22 protein-coding genes are annotated in these 19,288 nt (G+C 50.4%); 12 read left to right on the top strand and 10 right to left on the bottom strand.

From position 1 onward, the window contains the following. Positions 1-181 precede the first annotated feature (181 nt). Positions 182-841 (top strand): lipoyl(octanoyl) transferase LipB, encoded by a 660-nt coding sequence (gene lipB, locus BD_RS03515; protein WP_038451513.1) that lies wholly within the window; start codon positions 182-184, stop codon positions 839-841. 96 nt (positions 842-937) lie between these two features. On the opposite strand, the gene BD_RS03510 is transcribed toward lipB, so the two are convergent. From BD_RS03510 to BD_RS03490, 5 genes are all read right to left on the bottom strand, one after another. After that, positions 938-1,369 carry a DoxX family protein gene (locus BD_RS03510; RefSeq protein WP_226988002.1) on the bottom strand — a complete coding sequence of 144 codons (432 nt, stop codon included), beginning with the start codon at positions 1,367-1,369 and terminating at the stop codon, positions 938-940. A gap of 69 nt (positions 1,370-1,438) precedes the next feature. Then, positions 1,439-1,867, bottom strand: a complete 429-nt coding sequence (locus BD_RS03505; protein ID WP_011163321.1) for a BLUF domain-containing protein — start codon at positions 1,865-1,867, stop codon at positions 1,439-1,441. Then, positions 1,864-2,283, bottom strand: a complete 420-nt coding sequence (locus BD_RS03500) for a MaoC family dehydratase (RefSeq protein WP_011163320.1) — start codon at positions 2,281-2,283, stop codon at positions 1,864-1,866. The genes BD_RS03505 and BD_RS03500 overlap by 4 nt, the downstream gene beginning before the upstream one ends. An 18-nt stretch (positions 2,284-2,301) precedes the next feature. After that, positions 2,302-3,645, bottom strand: a complete 1,344-nt coding sequence (locus BD_RS03495) for a PhoH family protein (protein WP_011163319.1) — start codon at positions 3,643-3,645, stop codon at positions 2,302-2,304. A 141-nt stretch (positions 3,646-3,786) separates the two neighbouring features. After that, positions 3,787-4,296, bottom strand: coding sequence for a PilZ domain-containing protein (locus BD_RS03490; RefSeq protein WP_011163318.1), 510 nt, complete (start codon positions 4,294-4,296; stop codon positions 3,787-3,789). A 92-nt stretch (positions 4,297-4,388) separates the two neighbouring features. On the opposite strand from BD_RS03490, the gene BD_RS03485 reads away from it, so the two are divergent. Then, positions 4,389-5,276 carry an energy transducer TonB family protein gene (locus tag BD_RS03485; RefSeq protein ID WP_011163317.1) on the top strand — a complete coding sequence of 296 codons (888 nt, stop codon included), beginning with the start codon at positions 4,389-4,391 and terminating at the stop codon, positions 5,274-5,276. Here the strand turns inward: BD_RS03485 and BD_RS03480 are convergent. Both BD_RS03480 and msrB read right to left on the bottom strand, forming a co-directional pair. Further along, positions 5,273-5,992, bottom strand: coding sequence for a DUF3750 domain-containing protein (locus tag BD_RS03480; protein WP_041583461.1), 720 nt, complete (start codon positions 5,990-5,992; stop codon positions 5,273-5,275). The two genes, BD_RS03485 and BD_RS03480, sit on opposite strands and share 4 nt — an antisense overlap. Positions 5,993-6,054: 62 nt before the next feature. After that, complete coding sequence (gene msrB / locus BD_RS03475; RefSeq protein ID WP_011163315.1) at positions 6,055-6,471, bottom strand: peptide-methionine (R)-S-oxide reductase MsrB; 417 nt, start codon at positions 6,469-6,471, stop codon at positions 6,055-6,057. Positions 6,472-6,558: 87 nt separating this feature from the next. Here msrB and BD_RS03470 point away from each other — a divergent pair, with 87 nt between their 5' ends. The 10 genes from BD_RS03470 (at position 6,559) to BD_RS03425 (ending at position 17,472) form a co-directional block, all read left to right on the top strand. Next, positions 6,559-7,131 (top strand): outer membrane beta-barrel protein, encoded by a 573-nt coding sequence (locus BD_RS03470; protein ID WP_011163314.1) that lies wholly within the window; start codon positions 6,559-6,561, stop codon positions 7,129-7,131. Then, complete coding sequence (locus BD_RS03465) at positions 7,128-8,177, top strand: aminopeptidase (protein ID WP_011163313.1); 1,050 nt, start codon at positions 7,128-7,130, stop codon at positions 8,175-8,177. The genes BD_RS03470 and BD_RS03465 overlap by 4 nt, the downstream gene beginning before the upstream one ends. Before the next feature lie 357 nt (positions 8,178-8,534). Continuing rightward, positions 8,535-9,068, top strand: a complete 534-nt coding sequence (locus BD_RS03460; protein WP_011163312.1) for a hypothetical protein — start codon at positions 8,535-8,537, stop codon at positions 9,066-9,068. 27 nt (positions 9,069-9,095) lie between these two features. After that, entirely contained in the window at positions 9,096-11,792 is a 2,697-nt protein-coding gene (locus tag BD_RS03455; protein WP_011163311.1) for a hypothetical protein, read from the top strand. Then, positions 11,792-12,382, top strand: a complete 591-nt coding sequence (locus BD_RS03450; RefSeq protein WP_011163310.1) for a hypothetical protein — start codon at positions 11,792-11,794, stop codon at positions 12,380-12,382. Before BD_RS03455 ends, BD_RS03450 begins: the two co-directional genes overlap by 1 nt. Positions 12,383-12,412: 30 nt before the next feature. Beyond that, a complete protein-coding gene (locus tag BD_RS03445; RefSeq protein WP_011163309.1) occupies positions 12,413-13,441 on the top strand; it encodes a hypothetical protein in 1,029 nt (342 codons plus the stop codon). A 32-nt stretch (positions 13,442-13,473) separates the two neighbouring features. Further along, positions 13,474-15,045, top strand: a complete 1,572-nt coding sequence (locus BD_RS03440) for a hypothetical protein (RefSeq protein ID WP_011163308.1) — start codon at positions 13,474-13,476, stop codon at positions 15,043-15,045. Positions 15,046-15,047: 2 nt separating this feature from the next. Continuing rightward, positions 15,048-15,881 carry a hypothetical protein gene (locus BD_RS03435; protein ID WP_011163307.1) on the top strand — a complete coding sequence of 278 codons (834 nt, stop codon included), beginning with the start codon at positions 15,048-15,050 and terminating at the stop codon, positions 15,879-15,881. 35 nt (positions 15,882-15,916) lie between these two features. After that, a complete protein-coding gene (locus BD_RS03430) occupies positions 15,917-17,080 on the top strand; it encodes a hypothetical protein (RefSeq protein ID WP_231839273.1) in 1,164 nt (387 codons plus the stop codon). Beyond that, positions 17,071-17,472 carry a hypothetical protein gene (locus BD_RS03425; protein WP_231839272.1) on the top strand — a complete coding sequence of 134 codons (402 nt, stop codon included), beginning with the start codon at positions 17,071-17,073 and terminating at the stop codon, positions 17,470-17,472. The genes BD_RS03430 and BD_RS03425 overlap by 10 nt, the downstream gene beginning before the upstream one ends. Before the next feature lie 44 nt (positions 17,473-17,516). On the opposite strand, the gene BD_RS03420 is transcribed toward BD_RS03425, so the two are convergent. The 3 genes from BD_RS03420 to BD_RS03410 form a co-directional block, all read right to left on the bottom strand. After that, positions 17,517-17,945, bottom strand: a complete 429-nt coding sequence (locus tag BD_RS03420) for a hypothetical protein (protein ID WP_048349700.1) — start codon at positions 17,943-17,945, stop codon at positions 17,517-17,519. 81 nt (positions 17,946-18,026) lie between these two features. After that, positions 18,027-18,506 (bottom strand): hypothetical protein, encoded by a 480-nt coding sequence (locus BD_RS03415; protein ID WP_011163303.1) that lies wholly within the window; start codon positions 18,504-18,506, stop codon positions 18,027-18,029. A 6-nt stretch (positions 18,507-18,512) separates the two neighbouring features. Continuing rightward, positions 18,513-19,133, bottom strand: coding sequence for an RNA polymerase sigma factor (locus BD_RS03410; protein ID WP_011163302.1), 621 nt, complete (start codon positions 19,131-19,133; stop codon positions 18,513-18,515). Positions 19,134-19,288: the final 155 nt, after the last annotated feature.

Genomic DNA, 19,288 nt, shown 5'->3' with positions numbered 1-19,288 from the left:
CCTGAAACCATTTTGGGGGCATGTTCTGTGGCTTTTCAAACGAATCTCATTTTGAAATTTTTGTGACTAGTGCGTTTACACCCCGAATGAAATTGCTGTCCAAAGGTTGCACACTGCTTTCTGAATTGGACCTTTGAAGAGAAAGAATGACTTGGACTTAAATCGGTGGCACAAACAAAATATGGCTGATCTGATTTTTCAGGATTGGGGACTTATCAACTATGATGAAGCCCTGAAAAAACAAAATGACCTGGTGGAAAAGGTGCACACCGAAGACCTTCCTGGCTTTCTGGTGTTCTGCACACATCCGCCGGTGGTGACTGTGGGACGCGCCACTCAGGCCGGTGATGTGTTTTCCTGGAATGGCCCCGTGGTGGAAGTCACCCGTGGCGGTCGCGCGACTTATCACGGCCCCAGCCAGCTTGTGGTGTATCCGATTCTAAACCTCGCCCATGTTCGCAAGGGTCGTAAAGATCGCGAAATCAATCCTTACCTGAAGGTTTTTGAAGACGCCATCGTCGATGTCCTGAAAACTTATGGCTTGACGGGGATCGAAGGTCGCTCGTCTGCAAAAAGCAGCTTCAACCGTGCCGATGCCGACGACACCGGAGTGTGGGTGAATGATCTCAAGATCGCTTCTGTCGGCGTGGGTGTGCGCAAATGGGTGGCCTTCCATGGAGCGGCCATCAATCTGACCTTTGATGAAAAAGCCTTTCTGGGACTTCGCCCCTGCGGCTTCCCGTCCGAGGTGATGGTAAGCCTTGAGCAGCTGACTGGTGCAAAAGTGGATGTTGGTGAATTCAAAGAAAAATTGAAGCGTCGTCTATTGGAAGTTCTATAAAACGATGCTCTCAAAGCCGCAGACAAAACTTTGCGGCACTGGATAGCAAAAAAAAGGAGCCTTGCGGCTCCTTTTTTGTTTCCCTTGAATCAGGAATTACTTCTTTTTCGTGATCAGATGGTCAACAGACCAGCGTCCTGCCCCGTGCAACACAAAGAACAAACCTGTGAACAGATACAACAGACCCATTTCCTTTTGGCCAAACGGATCAGCCGCATGAACACCAAAGACCGCCACGATCATGGTGATAACCATGAAAGCCGCTGCGGGACGGGTCAACAACCCCAATGCCAGCAAGATACCGCCGGCAAATTCAGCCAAGCCCGCACACCACGCAAAGAGTTCTGGTGCCGGGAAGCCCATAGAACGCACACCTTCCACCAGCATTTCTGGAGGAGGAATTTTCCCCAATCCGTGAGAAAACGCCATCGTCAGACCAATGAATACGCGCAGAACAGTCAGCGCAAAATCATCCATCTTGGTATTGAAGTTTCTGGGAGCAATCAGTTTATTCAGCAGTGTTTTCATCAGGGAATCCTTTCTATGATGTTCGTTCATAATGCACTGTGGGCCTAAAAAAGAACCAAGAACCTTTTTTTACTTTAGTTCGGGGGCAGAAGCGCGGAACTTTTTCAGGATTGGCATAATCAGCGCCCGTTTGCTCAGGTCACTGGTGGCCACGGATTCAAACAGCTCCACCAGATGCCCACTGGACGCGGTGGTGATATCGCCATCATGAAAAGCCATGGACCATTCCGCGAAAAGGCGTTCCTGCCCGCTGGCTTCAATCAATACTTTGACGGAATAATTGCGATCGTCTTCACGAATGGCACCCAGTATTTTGTGCACTGACGCCTGCTCACCTTCAAGAAGCTGCAGAAAAAAACCATCCCGGAAAATCAATAAACCGGTGATACCCAGGCGGGCATTGTTCCGGCGCGAGACTTCAAGGATCTCACGGATGTCCGTATAGCTCAGATCCTCGGCCGCCTTGCTGAAGTAGACCAGGTGGAAAATTTCGCTCATATACCGGTGGGACCAGTGGAGGACATCATGATGACAGCGTCACCCTTAACCACCACATCGCCGTTTACTTTCGCCACGTTGGTTTCAACTGTGGCGATGCCTTTTTCTTTTCTCAAACCGGTGATTTTGATGGTGATAACGATCGTATCATCCACGAACACCGGATTTACGAATTTCATGTTTTGAGCCAGATAGATACCACCCTGCCCGATACCATCAACAAGCGCTCTGGAGATCAGAGCGCCAACGATCATACCGTGGGCAATACGGCGACCAAAACGGGTTTTTGATGCGTATTCATCATTCAAATGAATTGGATTGTGGTCTCCGGAAAGCTCCGCAAATTGCTGGATCATTTTATCCGTCACTTGCACAGTTACCTTTGCTTCAAATCCTACATCAATCACTTCAGCCATGAAAAAACTCCTAAAAACCTACAAGATATTTGCTGCCAGCTCGGCCAGCTCAGATCTTTCACCTTTTGTCAGAGTCACATGGGCCGCAATTGGATGGCCTTTGAATCTCTCTACCGCATAAGTTAAACCACTGTTCGCGGAATCCACATAAGGATTATCGATCTGATAGACGTCGCCCGTGAGGACAACCTTCGTCCCACGACCGGCACGCGTAACAATTGTCTTGATCTCGTGCGGAGTCAAGTTTTGTGCTTCATCGACGATCAGGTATTGCTTCGGAATGCTGCGACCGCGAATGTAAGTCAGCGGCTCAATGTTCAGCATCCCCTGATTGATCAACTCTTGCGCACGTCCTGCAGCCTTTTTGTCCGCACCCATCAAAAACTCGACGTTATCGAAGATAGGCTGCATCCAAGGATTCAATTTCTGCTCGATGTCACCAGGAAGATAACCGATATCGCGCCCCATTGGGAAAATCGGACGAGACACCAGCAAACGCTGGAACTGCCCCTGATCCAAAGTTTTATGAAGACCCGCAGCAATCGCCATCAATGTTTTACCCGTACCGGCTTTACCCACCAGGGAAACAAACATGATTTCATCATTCAGCAAACAGTCCAATGCGAAGGCTTGCTCGACATTTCGTGCATGAATACCCCAGATGGAATCAGCGGCCTGCATCAAAGGAACAATGGCTTTATCCGCCAAACTGTAGCGGCCGATCGCCGAATGATTCGGGTTCCCCGCATCTTTCATGATCACATACTGATTGCCGTAAAGTTTAACGTCCGTGATGAAACGTTTTTCGCGATAGAAAGCGTCGATCTGTTCCGGAGACACCATGATCTCCTGATAACCTTCGTAAAGATCATCACGGTTGATGTCGTTGGCATCATAGTCATTGGCAACAACACCGTAAACGTCGGCCTTGATGCGCAGATTGATGTCTTTGGTGATCAGCTCAACTTTGTAGCGCGGGTGCTGCTTTTGCAAAGCCAAAGCGGTGTTCAGGATGCGGTTGTCCGCCTTCTGATGATCCAGCTCTGACGGCATACCGGCCAGCATCAGATCGGTGTTGATGTAAACCATGGTTTCGGAGTTGTCGATCTGGACACCACTGGCCAAAGAGCCCTTGGAGCGCAGAACGTCGATAAAGCGGCTGAACTGACGCGCATTTCGGCCGTTTTCACCCTGATCACGCTTGAACTTGTCGACTTCCTCGATGACAGAAATAGGAATATGAACGTCGGCCTCACCAAATCGCAGGATCGCCTGGGAATCGAAAAGGATCACGTTCGTATCGACAACAATTTTTCTGCGTTTAGCTTTGCTCAATGGACACCCTCCGTAGTTATAGTCCATGCGATCTGCCGGCTCGAAAGCTGCAGATACTCCACAGCTAAATTGCAACAAATCGCAGGACCAAAGTCCACGCAAAACGGCGTCCCAAAAAATAAAAAGGCCCGGTGAAAAAATCACCGGGCCTTTGTTGGATTCAATTTATCAGGAGATGTGAGAAACAAGAACGTCGCCGGAATCTGTTTTCAGACTGGCACTGACGTTTTCAATGAACTTCACAAAGTGATGAAGCGCTACATCATTCATCGTGCCTTTGACAAAACCAGCACCGTGACGAACCACGCCCTCGTCTTCGATAGCACGACTGTTGGACACGGTGATCGTGAACGGGAAATACGTGGAGTGATTCAAATACACTCGCATCGCCACTTCGTCCCCGGCCGCAAAACCGCCTTCAGCCAGCTCCAGATCGAAAGCCAAACCGTTTTCAGAAATGTCGTAAAGTGCGGCCTTCAAAAGACCCTTCTCAGGAAGTACGACAAAAGCTCCCACAAACTCAGTTAAAATTGTTCTTTTTACGTCACGACGGTCCCGGCTCAAAATTTCCTGGCGGGCCTCTGTAATGTCGAGAACATCCGCGCGGACCTCAATTTTCTTGTTTTCCAAAGAATTCTGAGATCTTAGACGTGGCGTAATATCGAGAACTTTCCCCATTTTTCCCCCTGTTGACTCAATTCTTATCGGCAGAATGTGTTTCAACTTTAGCCGTCTTGCCCAAAGGTCCAGTTTCGGCTTAAAATGAGACAATGGCAGTCCTCAGGGCGATTCTCTGCAGTTTTATGTTCCATTTTCTGGTCATCGTGGGCCTGATCTGGCTTGCGCCCAAACTGCAGCTGCCCGAGCCGGAAGTGATTGAAGTCACACTGTCCGACGAACAAAAGATCTTCAACGCCTTAAAACCCAAAGACCGCTCGGTCGTGCGCCAGGCCGTGGTGCCGGAAAAAATGAAGCTGCCAGAAGATGAAACCCTGGCCCGCTTCCTATCCGAGCAAAAACAGCGCGTGAAAGAAGAAACTCAGGCGGCGAAATCCGGCATGACCCAAAACCGCAGCAATCGCGAAAGCACAGTGAACAAACCCGAGCCGGCTCCACCCAAGGTGGCTGAACAGAAGAAACAGCAGCACAACACCGAAGATGTCGACAAAGACGGCTATCGCAATGTGGATATTTCAAAAGAACTGGCCGAGATGAAACGGTACAACGACGGTTTTTCCTCTGTTGGCGAATCCCTGCCCACCGATGTGAAAGTCGGCTCTTTCACAGCTCTGAACACCGACCGCTATTTGTTTTATACTTTCTATGCCCGCGTGGAAGAATTGATCCGCTACCGCTGGGAAACCCGCGTGCAGCAGGCGATTGATCAGTTCGATCGCATTGACCGCATCAACGCCGGAAACCGCAATTGGGTGACTCAGGCCGAATTCATTCTGGATCGCAATGGCAATCTGCGCTCGGCTTTGATTATGAAAAGTTCCGGGATCAAAAACTTTGATATGGCGGCGGTGAACGCTTTCAAGGAAGCTCGCATCTTCCCGAATCCACCACAAGAGATGGTGAAAGAGGATGGCTACATTCATCTGGTGTTCTCATTCACCGTGCGCTACAGCCCCCCTGCGCTGGTCAACCGCAATTAGGGTTTGTCGGTCATTCCGACCCGACCCACCATCGGCAGCTTCAGCGCCGGCCGCATGAAATCAACACCGAAATTAAGTCCCAGCAGATTCAACTCTACACCTTCACCCAATCCCACGGTCAGACCCAGCATTCCAAACAAGGAAAACTGCACTCCGGTTTTGGATTCACTCCAACCAACCAGGTCCGCCTGATTGATCCAGTCCTTGCCAATGGCATGCGGAGGCAGTTCCACCTTCAGCTCAGGGACATTGCGGATGATATGGGAAATGAAGGTGTTGCTGTTGGGCCCGGGATAAGCGCGATAGGTGTTCTTGTAAGCATAGTCCCTGGCCAGCTTGTCGATCTGCGGAATGGCCGCTTCGGCCTCGGCTCCGCGCAGGTCTTCAATCAAATCGGGCTTGGCTCCAAACCAGTGACGATCTGGAATGTCGGTTTCAATTCGCACGGCTTCAAGGCCTCTTTTCACACGCCAGCCGATCACATGATAAGTCCTGTAGTGATCAGCACCTTTGGCTTTGGTCGCAATCCAGGAGTGAACCGCGAAGTAACCACGCCAGCTGACTGTGCGGGCGGCATACACCTGCACCACAGCACCTTTTTCCTCCTGAGGAGTCGGCGCCAGATGCGCACTGTCGCGAGTGGCGGTGCGCCAGTCTTGCGCTTGCGATTGAACACCCAACAACATGAAAGCAATAACAGAACCGATGAGTTTCATTCCACCAGTATGGACTATTTTCTGTGTTTTTGCGGGATTAAATGCTGAGGTCTGCTCAGGACTCAACCTTTGCGCGGAATGAATTTCAACGAGGCCGAATTGATGCAATAACGAAGACCCGTGGGCGCCGGCCCGTCATCAAACACATGCCCCAAGTGAGAATTCGACGAAGAGGCCCGCACTTCAATCCGCGTCATCCCGTGGGAATAATCCGCAATCTCTTTCACCGCATCCGCAGAGATGGGGCGGGTGAAGCTGGGCCAGCCGGAGCCGGAATCAAATTTGTCATCGCTGGAAAAAAGCGGCACACCGGAAATAGCATCCACATAGATGCCCTGTTCATGATGATTCCAATAGGCATTCTGGAACGGACGCTCAGTGCCGTTTTCAACCATGATGCGATATTGTTCAGGGGTCAGAATCTTTTTAAGCTCCCCTTCATCCGAGGGCAGCCCGCATTTTAAAACCTTGTCAGCCATACCTTGGTTGTACCCGGTCCAGGAGCTTTAGTCCAGAGTGTGGCCGAATTCATGTCGTTCGCCACTCAACCTTGCTAGTATGGGGGAATGAAGAAGTTTTTATCTTTGACCCTACTGGCCGTTTTGATTTCGACCTCTCTGCCCGCTTATGCACTGTTCACTGAACTGGGTCTGTCCTACGGAAGAAAAACCACCACCTTCGACAAAGACAACTCTTTCGACTCTGAATCCATCACCGGCTCTCTTTCTCTTTATTTCCTGGAGCGCCTGGCTTTGGAGCTGAGCTACACCGACGCCACAGGCTTGCGCGAAGAAAAAGCCAGTCCGTCGGACGCCCGACGTACGACGACACAAAAATCCCAGATCCTGGGCGCGGATTTGATTCTGGTATTCGCCGACAAAACCGCCCTGTTCCAGCCGTACATCAAAGGCGGCGGCGCTCAAATCAGCCGTTATCAGCAAATCAAAATCGAAGGACAGGACACCTACACCATCGAACCTGAATCCGTCACCGTTCCCAGCTATGGCGTGGGCTTGAAAATCAAGGTCACGGAAGCACTTGGTATCAAACTGAGCTATGACGTCTGGAAAACACCGATCGGTGATGGCCTGCAAACCGACGACAGCTCTATCCGTGCCGGCGTCACCTGGGCGCTATGAGGCTGAAACTTGCCCTGGTGCTTCTTGCCGTAGCGACGCTGAACAGCGGATGCCAGATGGGCTATCTGATGAAGTCCGGCTATGGCCAGATGAAACTTATGAACAGCCGCGTCCCCGTCGAGGAAGCGCTGAAAGATCCCAAACTGGCTGAAGACAAAAAGAAAAAGCTGCTGCTGGCACAGGAAGCCCGCATTTTTGCCGAAACTGAACTGCATCTGAAGACCACCAAGAACTACACTTCTTACGCGGAATTGGGCCGCCCCTATGTCACCTATGTGGTCAGCGCGGCTCCGAAATGGGAACTGAAACACCACCAGTGGTCCTATCCTTTTATGGGCAAAATGCCCTACAGGGGCTACTTCAACGAAGACGATGCCAAAGAAGAGGAAAAGTCCCTGCAACAGGACAACCTCGACACCTACATGCGCGGCGTTTCCGCCTATAGCACTCTGGGCTGGTTCAATGATCCGATTTTAAGCTCCATGCTTCGCTATGATGACTACGATCTGGTGAACACGATCATTCATGAAACTGTGCACGCGACTTTGTATATTAAAAACTCTGCCGACTTCAATGAGCGTCTGGCCACCTTTCTGGGTAACAAAGGTGCTGAGCTTTTCTATTTGAAAAAAGAAGGTGCGGACTCTCCGACGCTAAAGCTGATTCAGTCAGAAAATGACGACAGCAAAGTGTTTTCGAAATTCATTTCCGCAGAGCTGGATGCGCTGGAAAAATGGTACAAGGAACTTCCCGCCAGCGAAAGATCCGAAGAAAAACGGGCGCAGCGGATTCAACAGATCCAAAACAAATTCTCCTCTGAAATCGTGCCTCACCTGAAAACCGACAGCTACAAAAAATTCGCCGATGCGAAACTGAACAATGCACGGTTGCTGGTGTATCGCACCTACATGCAAGATCTCAGTGACTTCGAAAAGCTGTACGAAATAAGGGATCGCAACTATTTTTCCTTCATTGAAGCCTGCCGAGGGCTTGAAAAAGCCAAAGATCCGTCCGCAGAACTCAAAAAAATGCTGTCTCACCCGTAAGGGTTAACCCTTCAAAAACAGGGGTTTTAGATAGCTCCCTGTTTAGGCAAAAATCACTCAAGATTGATTTTTTCCATCTGGTGCTGCGCTAACGGCGTAAAACTACGGTTAAATTTCTGTCTAAGGCCCGCAAGGCGAAGTTAAGAAATCAACAATTGAAAATCACCCAAATCTCTTATAGCCCATTCGGGCTATGTGTTGCTTTAGATCTATTGACGAATTCTTTACACACGCAGTGTGTCTCCCCTAGCGGAACCCGAGGAAACCGACTAAAACTCGCTCACTTTAAAAAAACGCTGTCAGGAAGCAACAGAACGTAACAGGACCCTGACAAGTCACAAAGAAACCGGAGACAACATGAAATTGAAGTTCCTTGGTGCTGCCCTTGTAGCACTGGCAATGTCCCTTACTGTCCACGCTGATGAATTTGACGGTGGCAGCCCCGACTACGATCCACGTCCAAACCCACATTACACAGAAGCAGAGATCCAAAGAAAAATCGAAAACGAAATGGCAGTGGCTTGCAGAGGAAACCTTTGCTCTATCGTAGGAACTGATGGTCACGGCGAAGGCTGGACAGTGAGCTTCCAGGTTGGCTACGGCGACAACCCAAACAGCGGCGGCAACAACTTCTACATCGGCGACAGCAAGAACTCCACCAACAACGGTGGTGATTACTACGCAGGTATCACTGTGACTTACAAAAACTACTCTTGTAACTCCACTCTGCGCGTGACTCCTTCTGTTTATCGTTTCGTGAACACTTACATGTACAACATGGTGAACGCTGACGGCTCTACAAAGCGCAACTTCTCCCCGGCAGACCAAACTGTGATTCTGTTCTACACAACCATGTTGAACAAAGTCGATAACTGCAAAGCCCTGAACTAAACCCGGTCAACGAAACACAGAGGACTCATGAACAAACTCATTCTAGGAACTTTACTGATGGCCTTCACCCTGCCGGTTCTAAGCCGCGCGGAAGTGCCAGCCCATCAGACAAGCCTCCTGAGTCCTCTGAAATTCACCAACCGCGCTCAGTGCGCGCTGGATTCTGAAAAACCGACGTCTTCCATCATGATCATGATTGACGGATACAACGCCGGAAAAACTGCGAACTCGGTTGCCAAACTGCGCGGCCTGAACACAGAGGAATACAGCAACAAGGCGATGAAAGAATTCCGTCTTTCTGTCGCTTACATGACCCTGAACATTATGAACAAAATGATCCGTGGGCAGCTTCCGGTGCTGCCTATGAATCTGAAAACTGCAAATCTTCCGAAGTATTTGCAGGTCAACCGCAGCTGCGAAGCCAGCGGCGGAAACTGCTCTGAGCTGAACGATTACCTTTCTCAAATCTGGGCCCGCGCTGGAAAACGCGCCGATCTGCTGGCCTTCGACAGCTTCACTCAGGCAAACTTCCCATTGCATGCCTCCAAGGACCGTCTGGGCTGCTATTACATCAAAAAATTCTCGGCGCTGCAGGGACACCTGCAAAATCCGGAGGTCAATCAGGCCAATCTTCAGGATATCGCTCTGGCATATCTGAACGAAGCTGACTACATCACCGGCTGCTTTAATGCCGACGACAAACTGAACAACCGCTTCGTGACTTTGCAGATCGACTGGGAAACCAACCCGAACTCGTTGGCGCAACAAGGTTTCGATTTCTGGAACAGTTTGAAAATCTATCTTTCCTGGGCCTGGAGACACACCAACGAAGTCGAGCAACTCAGCCCGTCTTTCGGTCGCATCTTCCGCTCCATAGCTCTTGAAGAGTCCATCATGTTCACACCAAACGGTTGCAAGAGCATGACCAAACCTTCCTGTGACAGCGAATATCTTTCCTCCAACAGCATCCGTGAACTGGCTAAAATCAGCGGCCCGACACCTGAACACTTCGACACTGTCCCTGTGGGCACCGAAGCTGAAATGCTGGAAAAAGGCGTTCGCGGCGTGAACAATGACTTCCTGGGTACCCAGTCCTTCGACAGCGCCCAAGAGTGGCTGGCGAACTTCCGCAAAAATGTGATCCAGTCCCGCGCCCTGATGAAAACCAAGTATCAGGCTGCCATCACAAATCTGAATCTGCTGCAGGATCAGCTGGGGGCGGCGGTGCTAAGCACCGTGGTTTCCAAAGACATCAGCACTCATCGTGGCAACGAAGCCATGATGAATGAACTGTACTACATGTGTACCGAGATCCGCTTGGCTGGTGACGAGACGCTGGACTTCCTGAAGTCTGACATCGACCGTATCGCTCAACTTAAAAACATGACTCAGATGCAGTACTCGGACCGCCGCTCTTTGCAGGAGCACGTGAATTTCTTCAACGCGGTTTCATCTCAGGTTCTGCCATTCTGTAACGAGCTTGAAAAACAAAACTACTGGAACAAGTCCGGCTACACCGTGAACAAATCCGGCTTCGCCCCTTGGGCCAAAGAGATGATGCAGCTTCAGGCCAATCCGGAAGAAGCCAAATTCATCCCGACAGCGTTCAACAGTCAGCCTTTGCTGTCCTGGAACAACCAGTCTGTGGCAGGCGCCCAGGCAATCTGCTACAGTTCTGTGGACTGCACTCGCCTGATGGTGAAAAGCATGGTGGACCTGTATGCGGTTTCCACTTATGCCGACGCCTTGGTGCCACTGGCAGGCAAAACCTCGGATCCGAATCTGTTCAATCCTTATTCTGAGCTTAAAACCTGCAAAATGTACGATCCTTGGTTCCAGACCCAGCGCATGAACAAAGTGCTGATGGTCGATCTGGCGAACACGGCGCTGTTTGGCTGGAATATCCTGCCAATTTACGTGGATGTGAACTTCACAGCACCCAAAGTGGCTTCTTTCAACCAACTGGTGAAAGACGGCAAAATCAAATTTGATCCGCGTGTCGAAAAATCCAAAATGCAAACCTCTTTGGTTGCGGACTTCGGGCCTTTGCTGGGTGCTCCTTGCGCGGTTTCCCTGAACAACAATGGCATCAAGAACTACAATTTCTATTCCTTCTCGGGTCTGACTGTGAACTATTGTGATTCCAAGCAGTCCAACGAAGTGGTTTCCAACAATCCAAGTGACTTCGCGACAGGCACCAAAACGGCACGTTCATTCTGCGGCGGCTGTACCTTGAACTTCACGGCAGTGGCCGCGGCTTCCAGCTCCACTTTCGGCGTCGTGAATCCTGCGAAGTTCGTGGTTTATCTGTTCAGAACATTCCAGAAGTACTTCTCTGCAAAAAAAGACAAGGTGAACATCCCGAAGTCCTGGGAAGTGAATGCCGCTTACGCCGCCGAAGTTTACAAAAAATACGGCCAGATCCCGTCACACTGTGTGGATCAGCTGAGCAAAGGCCTGAAATGCTTCCGAGACAGCTGTGCCGCAAAAGCCGCCGATGTCTTTGAAAAAGCCTACAACACCAAGGTCAACGAAGTTTACATCCGCGAAGATGATGACAGCCAATGGCCACCCTCTGACACCAAAGAAGCCTGGATCAAGTCAGACCTGTGCAAAGGCGAAGCGGTCATTCGCTTCACCTGCAACGAGCGCAAAGTTGAAAACTTCAGAACACATTCCATGTACGGATTCCACAAATCCTGCAGAAGAGCGATGGGGAAATAATGAAATCCATTTTGTTGTCCCTGACACTTTTGCTGAATGTCCAAGCGGCCTTTGCCTGGTCGGTTGAATCCGCTGTCGGCACAGGTCCTCGCGGTGAGTTCCAGGACACTGTCACCCTTTACTGCCGTCCGGACGAAACTCTGTGCCAGGAAGTGTGCAAGAATCAGAACTCCTGCTGGAAAGAGCAGGAGCTTTGCTTCAACTGCCTGGGCACGACCAATCCGATCCTGCGCACGGTGTTCACTGAAATCGACCGCCTTTATCGCACCACTCAGCGCGTGTTGCCACAGACTGAAGTGGCCAAAGTGTTCACTAAGGATCATGTCTTTGTGGCCGCCAAAAGCATCTACAACTTCTATTCAGCCATCGACAATCAGGAAGTACTGGCCAGATTCCAGGGGCTTTGCCCGACGGGCTCCGGCCAGCCGCTGATTGTCCTGGAAAAAAACAAGTTTCAGGAACCCTCCCGAATCAAATTCATCGTTTGTGACGGGGCCGGCCAATACGACCAGGGAATGTATGTCATGGAGTACAACCCTCAAGTTGAAACCGGAAACAGCAGTGAAATTAAAGTAAACAGTAAGCCTTAATAATGAACGTTAGATCAAAAGGAGAAAACAATGACTAACTTGATGAAATTTGCAGCAGTAGCTATGCTATTGATCTCTGCACAAAGCGCGAACGCAATCTCTTTGCGTTTCAAATTCAAAACCTTCAGCTCCGGTCCGGACATCTATGCATGTAACGCTGGTTTGAAGCACAACGCATCCGCTCACAAGGCGTGCTACTTCGAAGACACTCAGATCGCTTGTACTGCTGGCACTTGTACTGATGCTACCTGCCACACTCGTTGCGTTTGTACTAACGACAACGGTGGTGAGTACCTGATGGACTACATGAAAGGTTCTTACAGCACTTGGAACCAAGGCGATGCTAAATGGAACACAACTTGGACTGCAGCTACTCGCCAAGCGGGTCAGGGCACTTATGCTACATTGGTAAGCCATGATGACGCTTTCGCAAACCGTATCAAAGAACTGAGCTTCAACCTTGGTTCCGAGCTTTACGGTGCTGAGTACTTCGTGGACATCTGCTACCGTGGCCCTCAAATTGAGTACTTCGAAGACAACGTTGTAGCTAACTTCAGCTTGTTGGCTCAGGTTTCTGCCACTGACTTCGTTGCTACTGGCGTAAATCCAGGCGACAACAATCCAGACGGCCCAGGCTATGAGCACGGTCGTGATGGTTTGAACATGACTCCAAACATCAAGTACACGACTTTGTCCGGCTTGACTGTTGAGTCCTACACTGTGTGCGACCTGCAAGGTTTGAACACTTTCAAATTCGCCCGCAACAACGCCAACCAGTACAACACACTGGATAACGAAGCGAAATTCTCCAACTGGAATGCTCCACAAAACGGTGGTGGTGACTTCTTCACTGGTACTAACCAACCAACTTCTGTTGGCGCGGCTAAAGACCTTTACAACACATGGATCAACCAAAACACAAAAACTCCACGCTTCTGCCGCGTACGTTATGTTTTCAAAGAGACGAACCATGCAGCTGCTTTGAAGAACCTGAGAAAATGGCAGCGTCACGGCGCTGAAATGTGTACTTACACTAAAATCGAAGAAAGCGTGAACTAATCACCCTCTTTGGTCTCTGAAAGGATCGGATAATGAAATTCAAAAATCTCACGGTACTGGTCCTTTCAGGGGTTGTATTTATGCTGGCAGGCGAAGTTTTCGCCTGCCGCGCTTCTCGCGATATGAAACACAATTTCGCGGTGAACTTTGAGTCCGCTCCACCGATCCGTGTGTATGGCGATGGTGACGGATCCACAATTCTTCCGCAAATGATCGACAAGTGCACTGAAAGTGCCGGCAGCTTCCTGATGCTTTCCAAGGGCGTCTATATGCCGAGTGATGTTTCTGACGTGGCGGATATTTCCCTTGATGGTGATCTACCGGACGAAAACATCTGCAAAATTGAAAATCCTATTTTCAGCAAGCCGATGGATCACAATCAAAAGAAATCTCTGGTCAAAAGACAGCACAAGTTCCTGCAACAATGTGCCTTCGTGACTGTGGCCGAAGTCAACGGCCGTCCTCTGCGCTACAAAGCCAACCAGGACTATTGCAAAACCACGGCTCAGGGACCAAGCATGGTGCAGATGGAAGGCGAATACTGCTTCCTGACCATCAACCCGAGCTATAATCTTTCCCTCACCATGGGTTTAAAACCCGAATGCGCAAATCCGGAAAAAATGAAGGAACTGGGACTTGAGTTCGGCGACATCGAAGCCGCCTTGAATTCTTATGTTGCAGGCGATGATTCGGGTTTGAGCCCGGACGTGACGGCCATCGGCTCTTCACGTTACCGCTTCACCTTGCAGGCCCCTGCCAACATGATGGAACTGAGTGAGGATGTGGGACTGGAAGCTCCCCGCTTCCCAACCACCTATAATGCAGAATTTAATATCGGCGATCTTCAGTTCCGCCAGGCGGGCGAAGAACGCGTGGACCTGAACATGTATCTATCTGTGGATAACAAACAGCCGTTGTTCTGCAATCAAGCCGGCCTTTGCACAGCGCCTTCGGCTTACAACATTCCGGTGGCTGCTGAAGTTGAAGTCTATAAAATAGGATCACAGAAAACCACCTACATTGACGGCTGGAACAGCGGTGGCACGATCCAGGGCAACTGGCAGGGCCTGATGCGCTTCCCGCAACAGAGCATTGATGGTTTTAATTTCGTGAAAGGCGAACGTTACAAAGTCGTCGTCACCATGATTGATCCGTTCGAGGATTTCTATATCTATCTGAATCGCGCTGAACAGTTCCTGATTGACCTGAAGGCCGCCAACGGCGTTGCCGGTCTGGATCAGATTCAATCTATTCAGCCGCTGGCAGACCTGCTTGGTTTGCCGCGCTTGACGGGGCTTCCGCACATCTCTTCCGGGGATCTGAACTCCGATTTGGACATGTCCCTGGGGTATTTCAAAAAGCTGGGTGCCACACGCCTGTGGCCGACTTACTATGAACGCCTGTGCGACCCAAGCCACGGTCAGTGCTATCTTTCCGGAAAACAAAAGTTCTGGAACCGCTTTTCTGCTGAATTCACAGTGGGTGAAGTGGGTCAGGGCGGCAACTTCGACCTGAGCGATATCCGTGTCATTAAAGAATCCCCTGCTGGCGTGGTGATGAACAAACAAGTTCAAACCCTGCCTCGCTACAGATGTGAGCCGTAACCATGAAAGCACTTTTGACGATCCTGCTTGCCGCATTTTCCATCCCGGCTGTTGCTGCCGTGGACGTCTCTGTTTCATCCAGTTCTGACGACATCTTCGTCTGCAACGTGACTCGCACAGCGTGGCCTCAAAGCCCGACGCCAGGCTCATTCTCTGGCAGCGTGGATTACGTGGATCTGAACTCTCCGGCGACTTCTCCGTGGCGCAACCGCAGTGTGGGTCTGGCCTTCGACGACAGCACAAACCAGCTGTTTTCTTTCGGTAATCAGTGGCTGTCTCGTATCACCCGGCTGAACATGTCTTTTTCCTATGAAACCATGGGTGTGGGATACAAAGTTCACGTCTGTTACCTGGGGCCCTTGTATCAATGCAAAGGCAACAATGGCAATGGCGGCGGTCATGGCTACGGGAACTGCAAAAACAATGGCAACAACGGAAATGGAAATGGCAACGGCAACAGCAATGAGGACGATCTCAGCGAGAGAATCTATTCATTGGCGGCCAACGTCCGAAATTCTGCCAATGCCTACACGGCGGCAGCAAATCTTTACTACCGCGTGACAACTTCCTGCGATTTAAGATCCAGCCGTCTGGATGCTCGGCAGGAAAATCAAGTCAGCCCCGGCGACAGCATGCAAGTTGATTATTCTTACACCACGAACTGGGCGGCTTTTGACGGCACCTTCCGTGACAATGTGATGGTACTAAACGCCAACTGGCCACAGCGTGTTCCGAAGTTCTGCGAAGTGGTTTTCGAATTCAAAGAAGCCTCTGCCGCACCTCGCTCAAATGTGCTGACTGATAACGAGATCGAACTCGCCGTCGATATCTTCTAGGTGTGAACGTGAAAGCGCTGTTGATTGCTCTGATAATGTCAACCGGACTGATGGCCCAAGCTGCGGTCTGGAGTTCCCAGAACGTGTGGTCTCAGGCTCAGGAAGACCGCTATTCCCTATGGGTGGTTGAAAACTTCAAGGCCGACATATTCTCAAACCCTAAGAACCCTTGGTATGGAATTTCCACAGACTGCGCCGATGCAGTCTATGCGGCCCGTATTATCTTTGCCTATGCAAACTCTTTGCCGGTGGCCTTTACAAATATTGAAAACATGAAGCGCAGCCTGACCAACTCCATGACCAACTGGGATCGCCTGCCTGAAATAGACCGCGTTCGTAAATTCATCCAGTTGGTTTCAGATCTGACCAGCACCCAGACGCTGGGCCATGACACGGTTCCAGTGGCAATCCAACGTGAATTCGTGCGCCCTGGTGCGATCTTCCTGAATCCGACCCTGACACCGGAAGAAGAAAACATCGTCGGCACCCGAGGTGGACATGCCGAAATGATCATCGATGTGAATGAAAACGGTTTCATCCGCTCACTGTATTCCACAACACCCTCTAAGGTGCGTGAATTGATCACTACTCGCAATCCCTACACTTGGCCAATCAGCCGTCTGGGGGGATTCCGCATCTGGAAAACAGCAGCTTCACCTGCGCCGAACAATCAGCAGTTTGAAATGGCTGGATGGACTTCTTATGGCCGTCCCACCCGCAAGCAAATATATCAATGGCATGAAGGTATCAGAAAAGAACTGCGCCTGCGCCCGCCGACAATCGACGAGCGTATTGATGTGGTCGTGGAAAGCATCTGCAATCTGTGGCAAGGCCGCGTGGACGCTGTGAATGCCGCGTGGAAGGCCGTGCGTGATGCCGGAGGCCGTTGCCCGTCTGCAGGCCTTTTGGATGAACACTCCACCAACCGTCGCGATGCCCGCCTGCGCGAAGCCTATGGGCAATTGAACGATCTGATGCACTGGCGCAAGAACAACTATGACGTGCCTAGTGCGATTGGCGACATCAAGGACGCCAAAGAGGTTCTGATGGCTTGTCATGTGATGACGGGCTTTGCCGCCAACAACGCCTGGGAATTGTTTTTAAAAATGATCGACGGCCATCTGGTCGCCGATGCCCGCTGGAGCCCGGCGGTGCGTTGGGGTGAAACATCCCGCTATGGAGGTCAGCAATGTCGCTAGTGACAAGTGCTTTGGTTATGGCTTGTGTGGTTTATGGACCAGCACAATCCCGCGACAACGTGAACAACTTTAAGATCCTGCAACCGCTGCAGATCCAGGATGGCCGTATCACCACTCTAGCCCGCAACCAGGTTTCTCAGTTTGAAAGTTATGATTTCAAAATTGAACAATACAATCTGGATCAGTGCCCGAACTCCATCATCGCCCGGGATTCCAAGGGCCGCTATGCTGCCGTTAAGGGAATGTACCGCGCCAACGACGGCACCTCTCAAGGGGTGTTTGTCTTTGACGATGGCAATGACGAGCGCTTCAAGGCGCTGATTCATTGCCCTTACCAGTTTCAACCCTGTGATTCTGGGATTGATGTCATTTCCGGTTGGGAAATCTTCTAAACGAAAAAGCCGTCTTAATGACGGCTTTTTTGTTATTTCGCTGGTTATTTTTCTTCGATCAGCTTTGGAGAAGGTAAAGGCTTGGCGGCTTTCCCGGGAGTGGCCTCTGGATTCGCCAGCATCGTTTTAATCCGGTTGGTCAGATCCTGCTTAATTTGCAGATACTGCACCATACGCTCAGGTCCCAACAGGGGCTTGAGCTTGTCGAACTCCTCTTCATTCATTCGACCATAACTTTGCAAAGACTTGCGATAGCGGGTCAGCTCTTCATCTTTGGATTTTGCCGTGGTCGCCTTGTTCATTTTGTCGACGGAGGCCTGCAGCTCCTGGCTGAACTGGGCTTTGCGTTTATTGATGTCACGGACAATTTCAGTGAATTTCTTTTCGTCAGAAGTGTTCAGCTTCAGCTCATCACTCATCTTCCAGATCAGAAGCTCTTCCAGCTGATTGCGTTTCTCCGCAGCTACAGCCACGGAGAAAGCCGAATTTAGACATATTAGGAATATTGGGAACAGAGTCTTCAGCAGCACGTTGTCTCACCCGAGTCAGGGTGATTAGCGTCCGCTTTCACCCATGATTTTATTGAATTTATCTACAGATAAATTTTCGAATGATTCGCGAGCTACGTCCATAAAAAAGTCAGATTCGCTCTGCGTGCTGATCAAGGTCTGGGAAATCTCCTCTGGGGACAAAAGGGCCTCAGAGACAATGCGCTCATGCCCGTCGCTCAGAAGCCCGGCTCTGGTCATCGACTGGTTTACTTTTGACACCTGCGGCATCAAAAGAACAGCGAAGGCCATCAACGAAGCTACGCCGCTGACGGGATAAAGCCATCCTCGCCAGTGAGAGCGAAGCAGATTTCGCGGCGTCATCAATACCGGAGCCGGTTTGATTTCCACGGTTTCCACCTCGGCCATGATTTTATCATGCAAACGATCGAAGAAATCATCGTTCATGGGCAGTTCCATATCGTCGGCGGCTTTAAGGCCTTTGCGCACTTTATCCATGCGATCCATACGGTCCACGTTGTCCATCGATTCTTATCCTTCTGCTTCCGCAAATCTTTGGTTAACCTCGAGGAAGAAGCCACCTACTTCTTCCGTCCAGTTCTTCAATTCAGCCTGCTGTTCGAATGTCTGACGAAGTTTCATCAGAGCATGTCTGTAGTTCGCCTTCGCTGTATCGTATGGGCACTCCATAATATCAGCGATTTCGTTAAAGCTCAGGTCCTCGTACACACGAAGAACCAGGGCTGTTTTCTGCTTGAACGGCAGCTTCTCTACTTCATTTTTAAGTATGTCAGAAACCGCCGTATGGACGAGTGTAGTTTCGGCCTCCGCATCTACAGCCAATTGCACATCGTCGATATCCACGGTGTCGCGTTTCCACTCACGCAGTTTGTTGCGTGCCGTGTTCACGGCGATCTGGAACAGCCAGCTTTTGAAAGAAGAACGACCTTCGAAGGTGTTCAGCTTTTCGTAAGCCTTGATGAACGCTTCTTGCGTCACGTCCTCAGCTGTGTCCATGTCCTTTACGAACCGCAAACTCATACGCAGCACACTTCTCTGATGTCGTTTCACGAGTTCGGAAAAAGAGCGTCTGTCGCCAGACTTCACTTTTTCTACCAGTTCAAGATCCGTTACGTTTAGATCTCTCTCCATACTTTGACTCGTTTCTGTCTAAATTCGGTTAACGTTCTGAATTTTTTTCCCGAAAGAGCCATTCTGCTCCCCCCAGCACCCGGTAAATTCGCCCCCAAACCCGCGATGCCTACACTCTTTCACTAATGCAACGATGATGCCTGATTTTGAAGAGT

The sequence above is a fragment of the Bdellovibrio bacteriovorus HD100 genome (genome assembly GCF_000196175.1).
Lineage (GTDB): Bacteria > Bdellovibrionota > Bdellovibrionia > Bdellovibrionales > Bdellovibrionaceae > Bdellovibrio > Bdellovibrio bacteriovorus.
Note: the sequence above shows the minus strand (reverse complement) of the source record. Positions and strands in the feature narration are given on the sequence as shown.

Coding starts and splice junctions, on each gene's coding strand:
- lipB (WP_038451513.1), top strand. CDS start 182: ATGGCTGATCTGATTTTTCAGGATTGGGGACTTATCAACTATGATGAA.
- BD_RS03510 (WP_226988002.1), bottom strand. CDS start 1,369: ATGAAAACACTGCTGAATAAACTGATTGCTCCCAGAAACTTCAATACC.
- BD_RS03505 (WP_011163321.1), bottom strand. CDS start 1,867: ATGAGCGAAATTTTCCACCTGGTCTACTTCAGCAAGGCGGCCGAGGAT.
- BD_RS03500 (WP_011163320.1), bottom strand. CDS start 2,283: ATGGCTGAAGTGATTGATGTAGGATTTGAAGCAAAGGTAACTGTGCAA.
- BD_RS03495 (WP_011163319.1), bottom strand. CDS start 3,645: ATGGACTATAACTACGGAGGGTGTCCATTGAGCAAAGCTAAACGCAGA.
- BD_RS03490 (WP_011163318.1), bottom strand. CDS start 4,296: ATGGGGAAAGTTCTCGATATTACGCCACGTCTAAGATCTCAGAATTCT.
- BD_RS03485 (WP_011163317.1), top strand. CDS start 4,389: ATGGCAGTCCTCAGGGCGATTCTCTGCAGTTTTATGTTCCATTTTCTG.
- BD_RS03480 (WP_041583461.1), bottom strand. CDS start 5,992: ATGAAACTCATCGGTTCTGTTATTGCTTTCATGTTGTTGGGTGTTCAA.
- msrB (WP_011163315.1), bottom strand. CDS start 6,471: ATGGCTGACAAGGTTTTAAAATGCGGGCTGCCCTCGGATGAAGGGGAG.
- BD_RS03470 (WP_011163314.1), top strand. CDS start 6,559: ATGAAGAAGTTTTTATCTTTGACCCTACTGGCCGTTTTGATTTCGACC.
- BD_RS03465 (WP_011163313.1), top strand. CDS start 7,128: ATGAGGCTGAAACTTGCCCTGGTGCTTCTTGCCGTAGCGACGCTGAAC.
- BD_RS03460 (WP_011163312.1), top strand. CDS start 8,535: ATGAAATTGAAGTTCCTTGGTGCTGCCCTTGTAGCACTGGCAATGTCC.
- BD_RS03455 (WP_011163311.1), top strand. CDS start 9,096: ATGAACAAACTCATTCTAGGAACTTTACTGATGGCCTTCACCCTGCCG.
- BD_RS03450 (WP_011163310.1), top strand. CDS start 11,792: ATGAAATCCATTTTGTTGTCCCTGACACTTTTGCTGAATGTCCAAGCG.
- BD_RS03445 (WP_011163309.1), top strand. CDS start 12,413: ATGACTAACTTGATGAAATTTGCAGCAGTAGCTATGCTATTGATCTCT.
- BD_RS03440 (WP_011163308.1), top strand. CDS start 13,474: ATGAAATTCAAAAATCTCACGGTACTGGTCCTTTCAGGGGTTGTATTT.
- BD_RS03435 (WP_011163307.1), top strand. CDS start 15,048: ATGAAAGCACTTTTGACGATCCTGCTTGCCGCATTTTCCATCCCGGCT.
- BD_RS03430 (WP_231839273.1), top strand. CDS start 15,917: ATGTCAACCGGACTGATGGCCCAAGCTGCGGTCTGGAGTTCCCAGAAC.
- BD_RS03425 (WP_231839272.1), top strand. CDS start 17,071: ATGTCGCTAGTGACAAGTGCTTTGGTTATGGCTTGTGTGGTTTATGGA.
- BD_RS03415 (WP_011163303.1), bottom strand. CDS start 18,506: ATGGACAACGTGGACCGTATGGATCGCATGGATAAAGTGCGCAAAGGC.
- BD_RS03410 (WP_011163302.1), bottom strand. CDS start 19,133: ATGGAGAGAGATCTAAACGTAACGGATCTTGAACTGGTAGAAAAAGTG.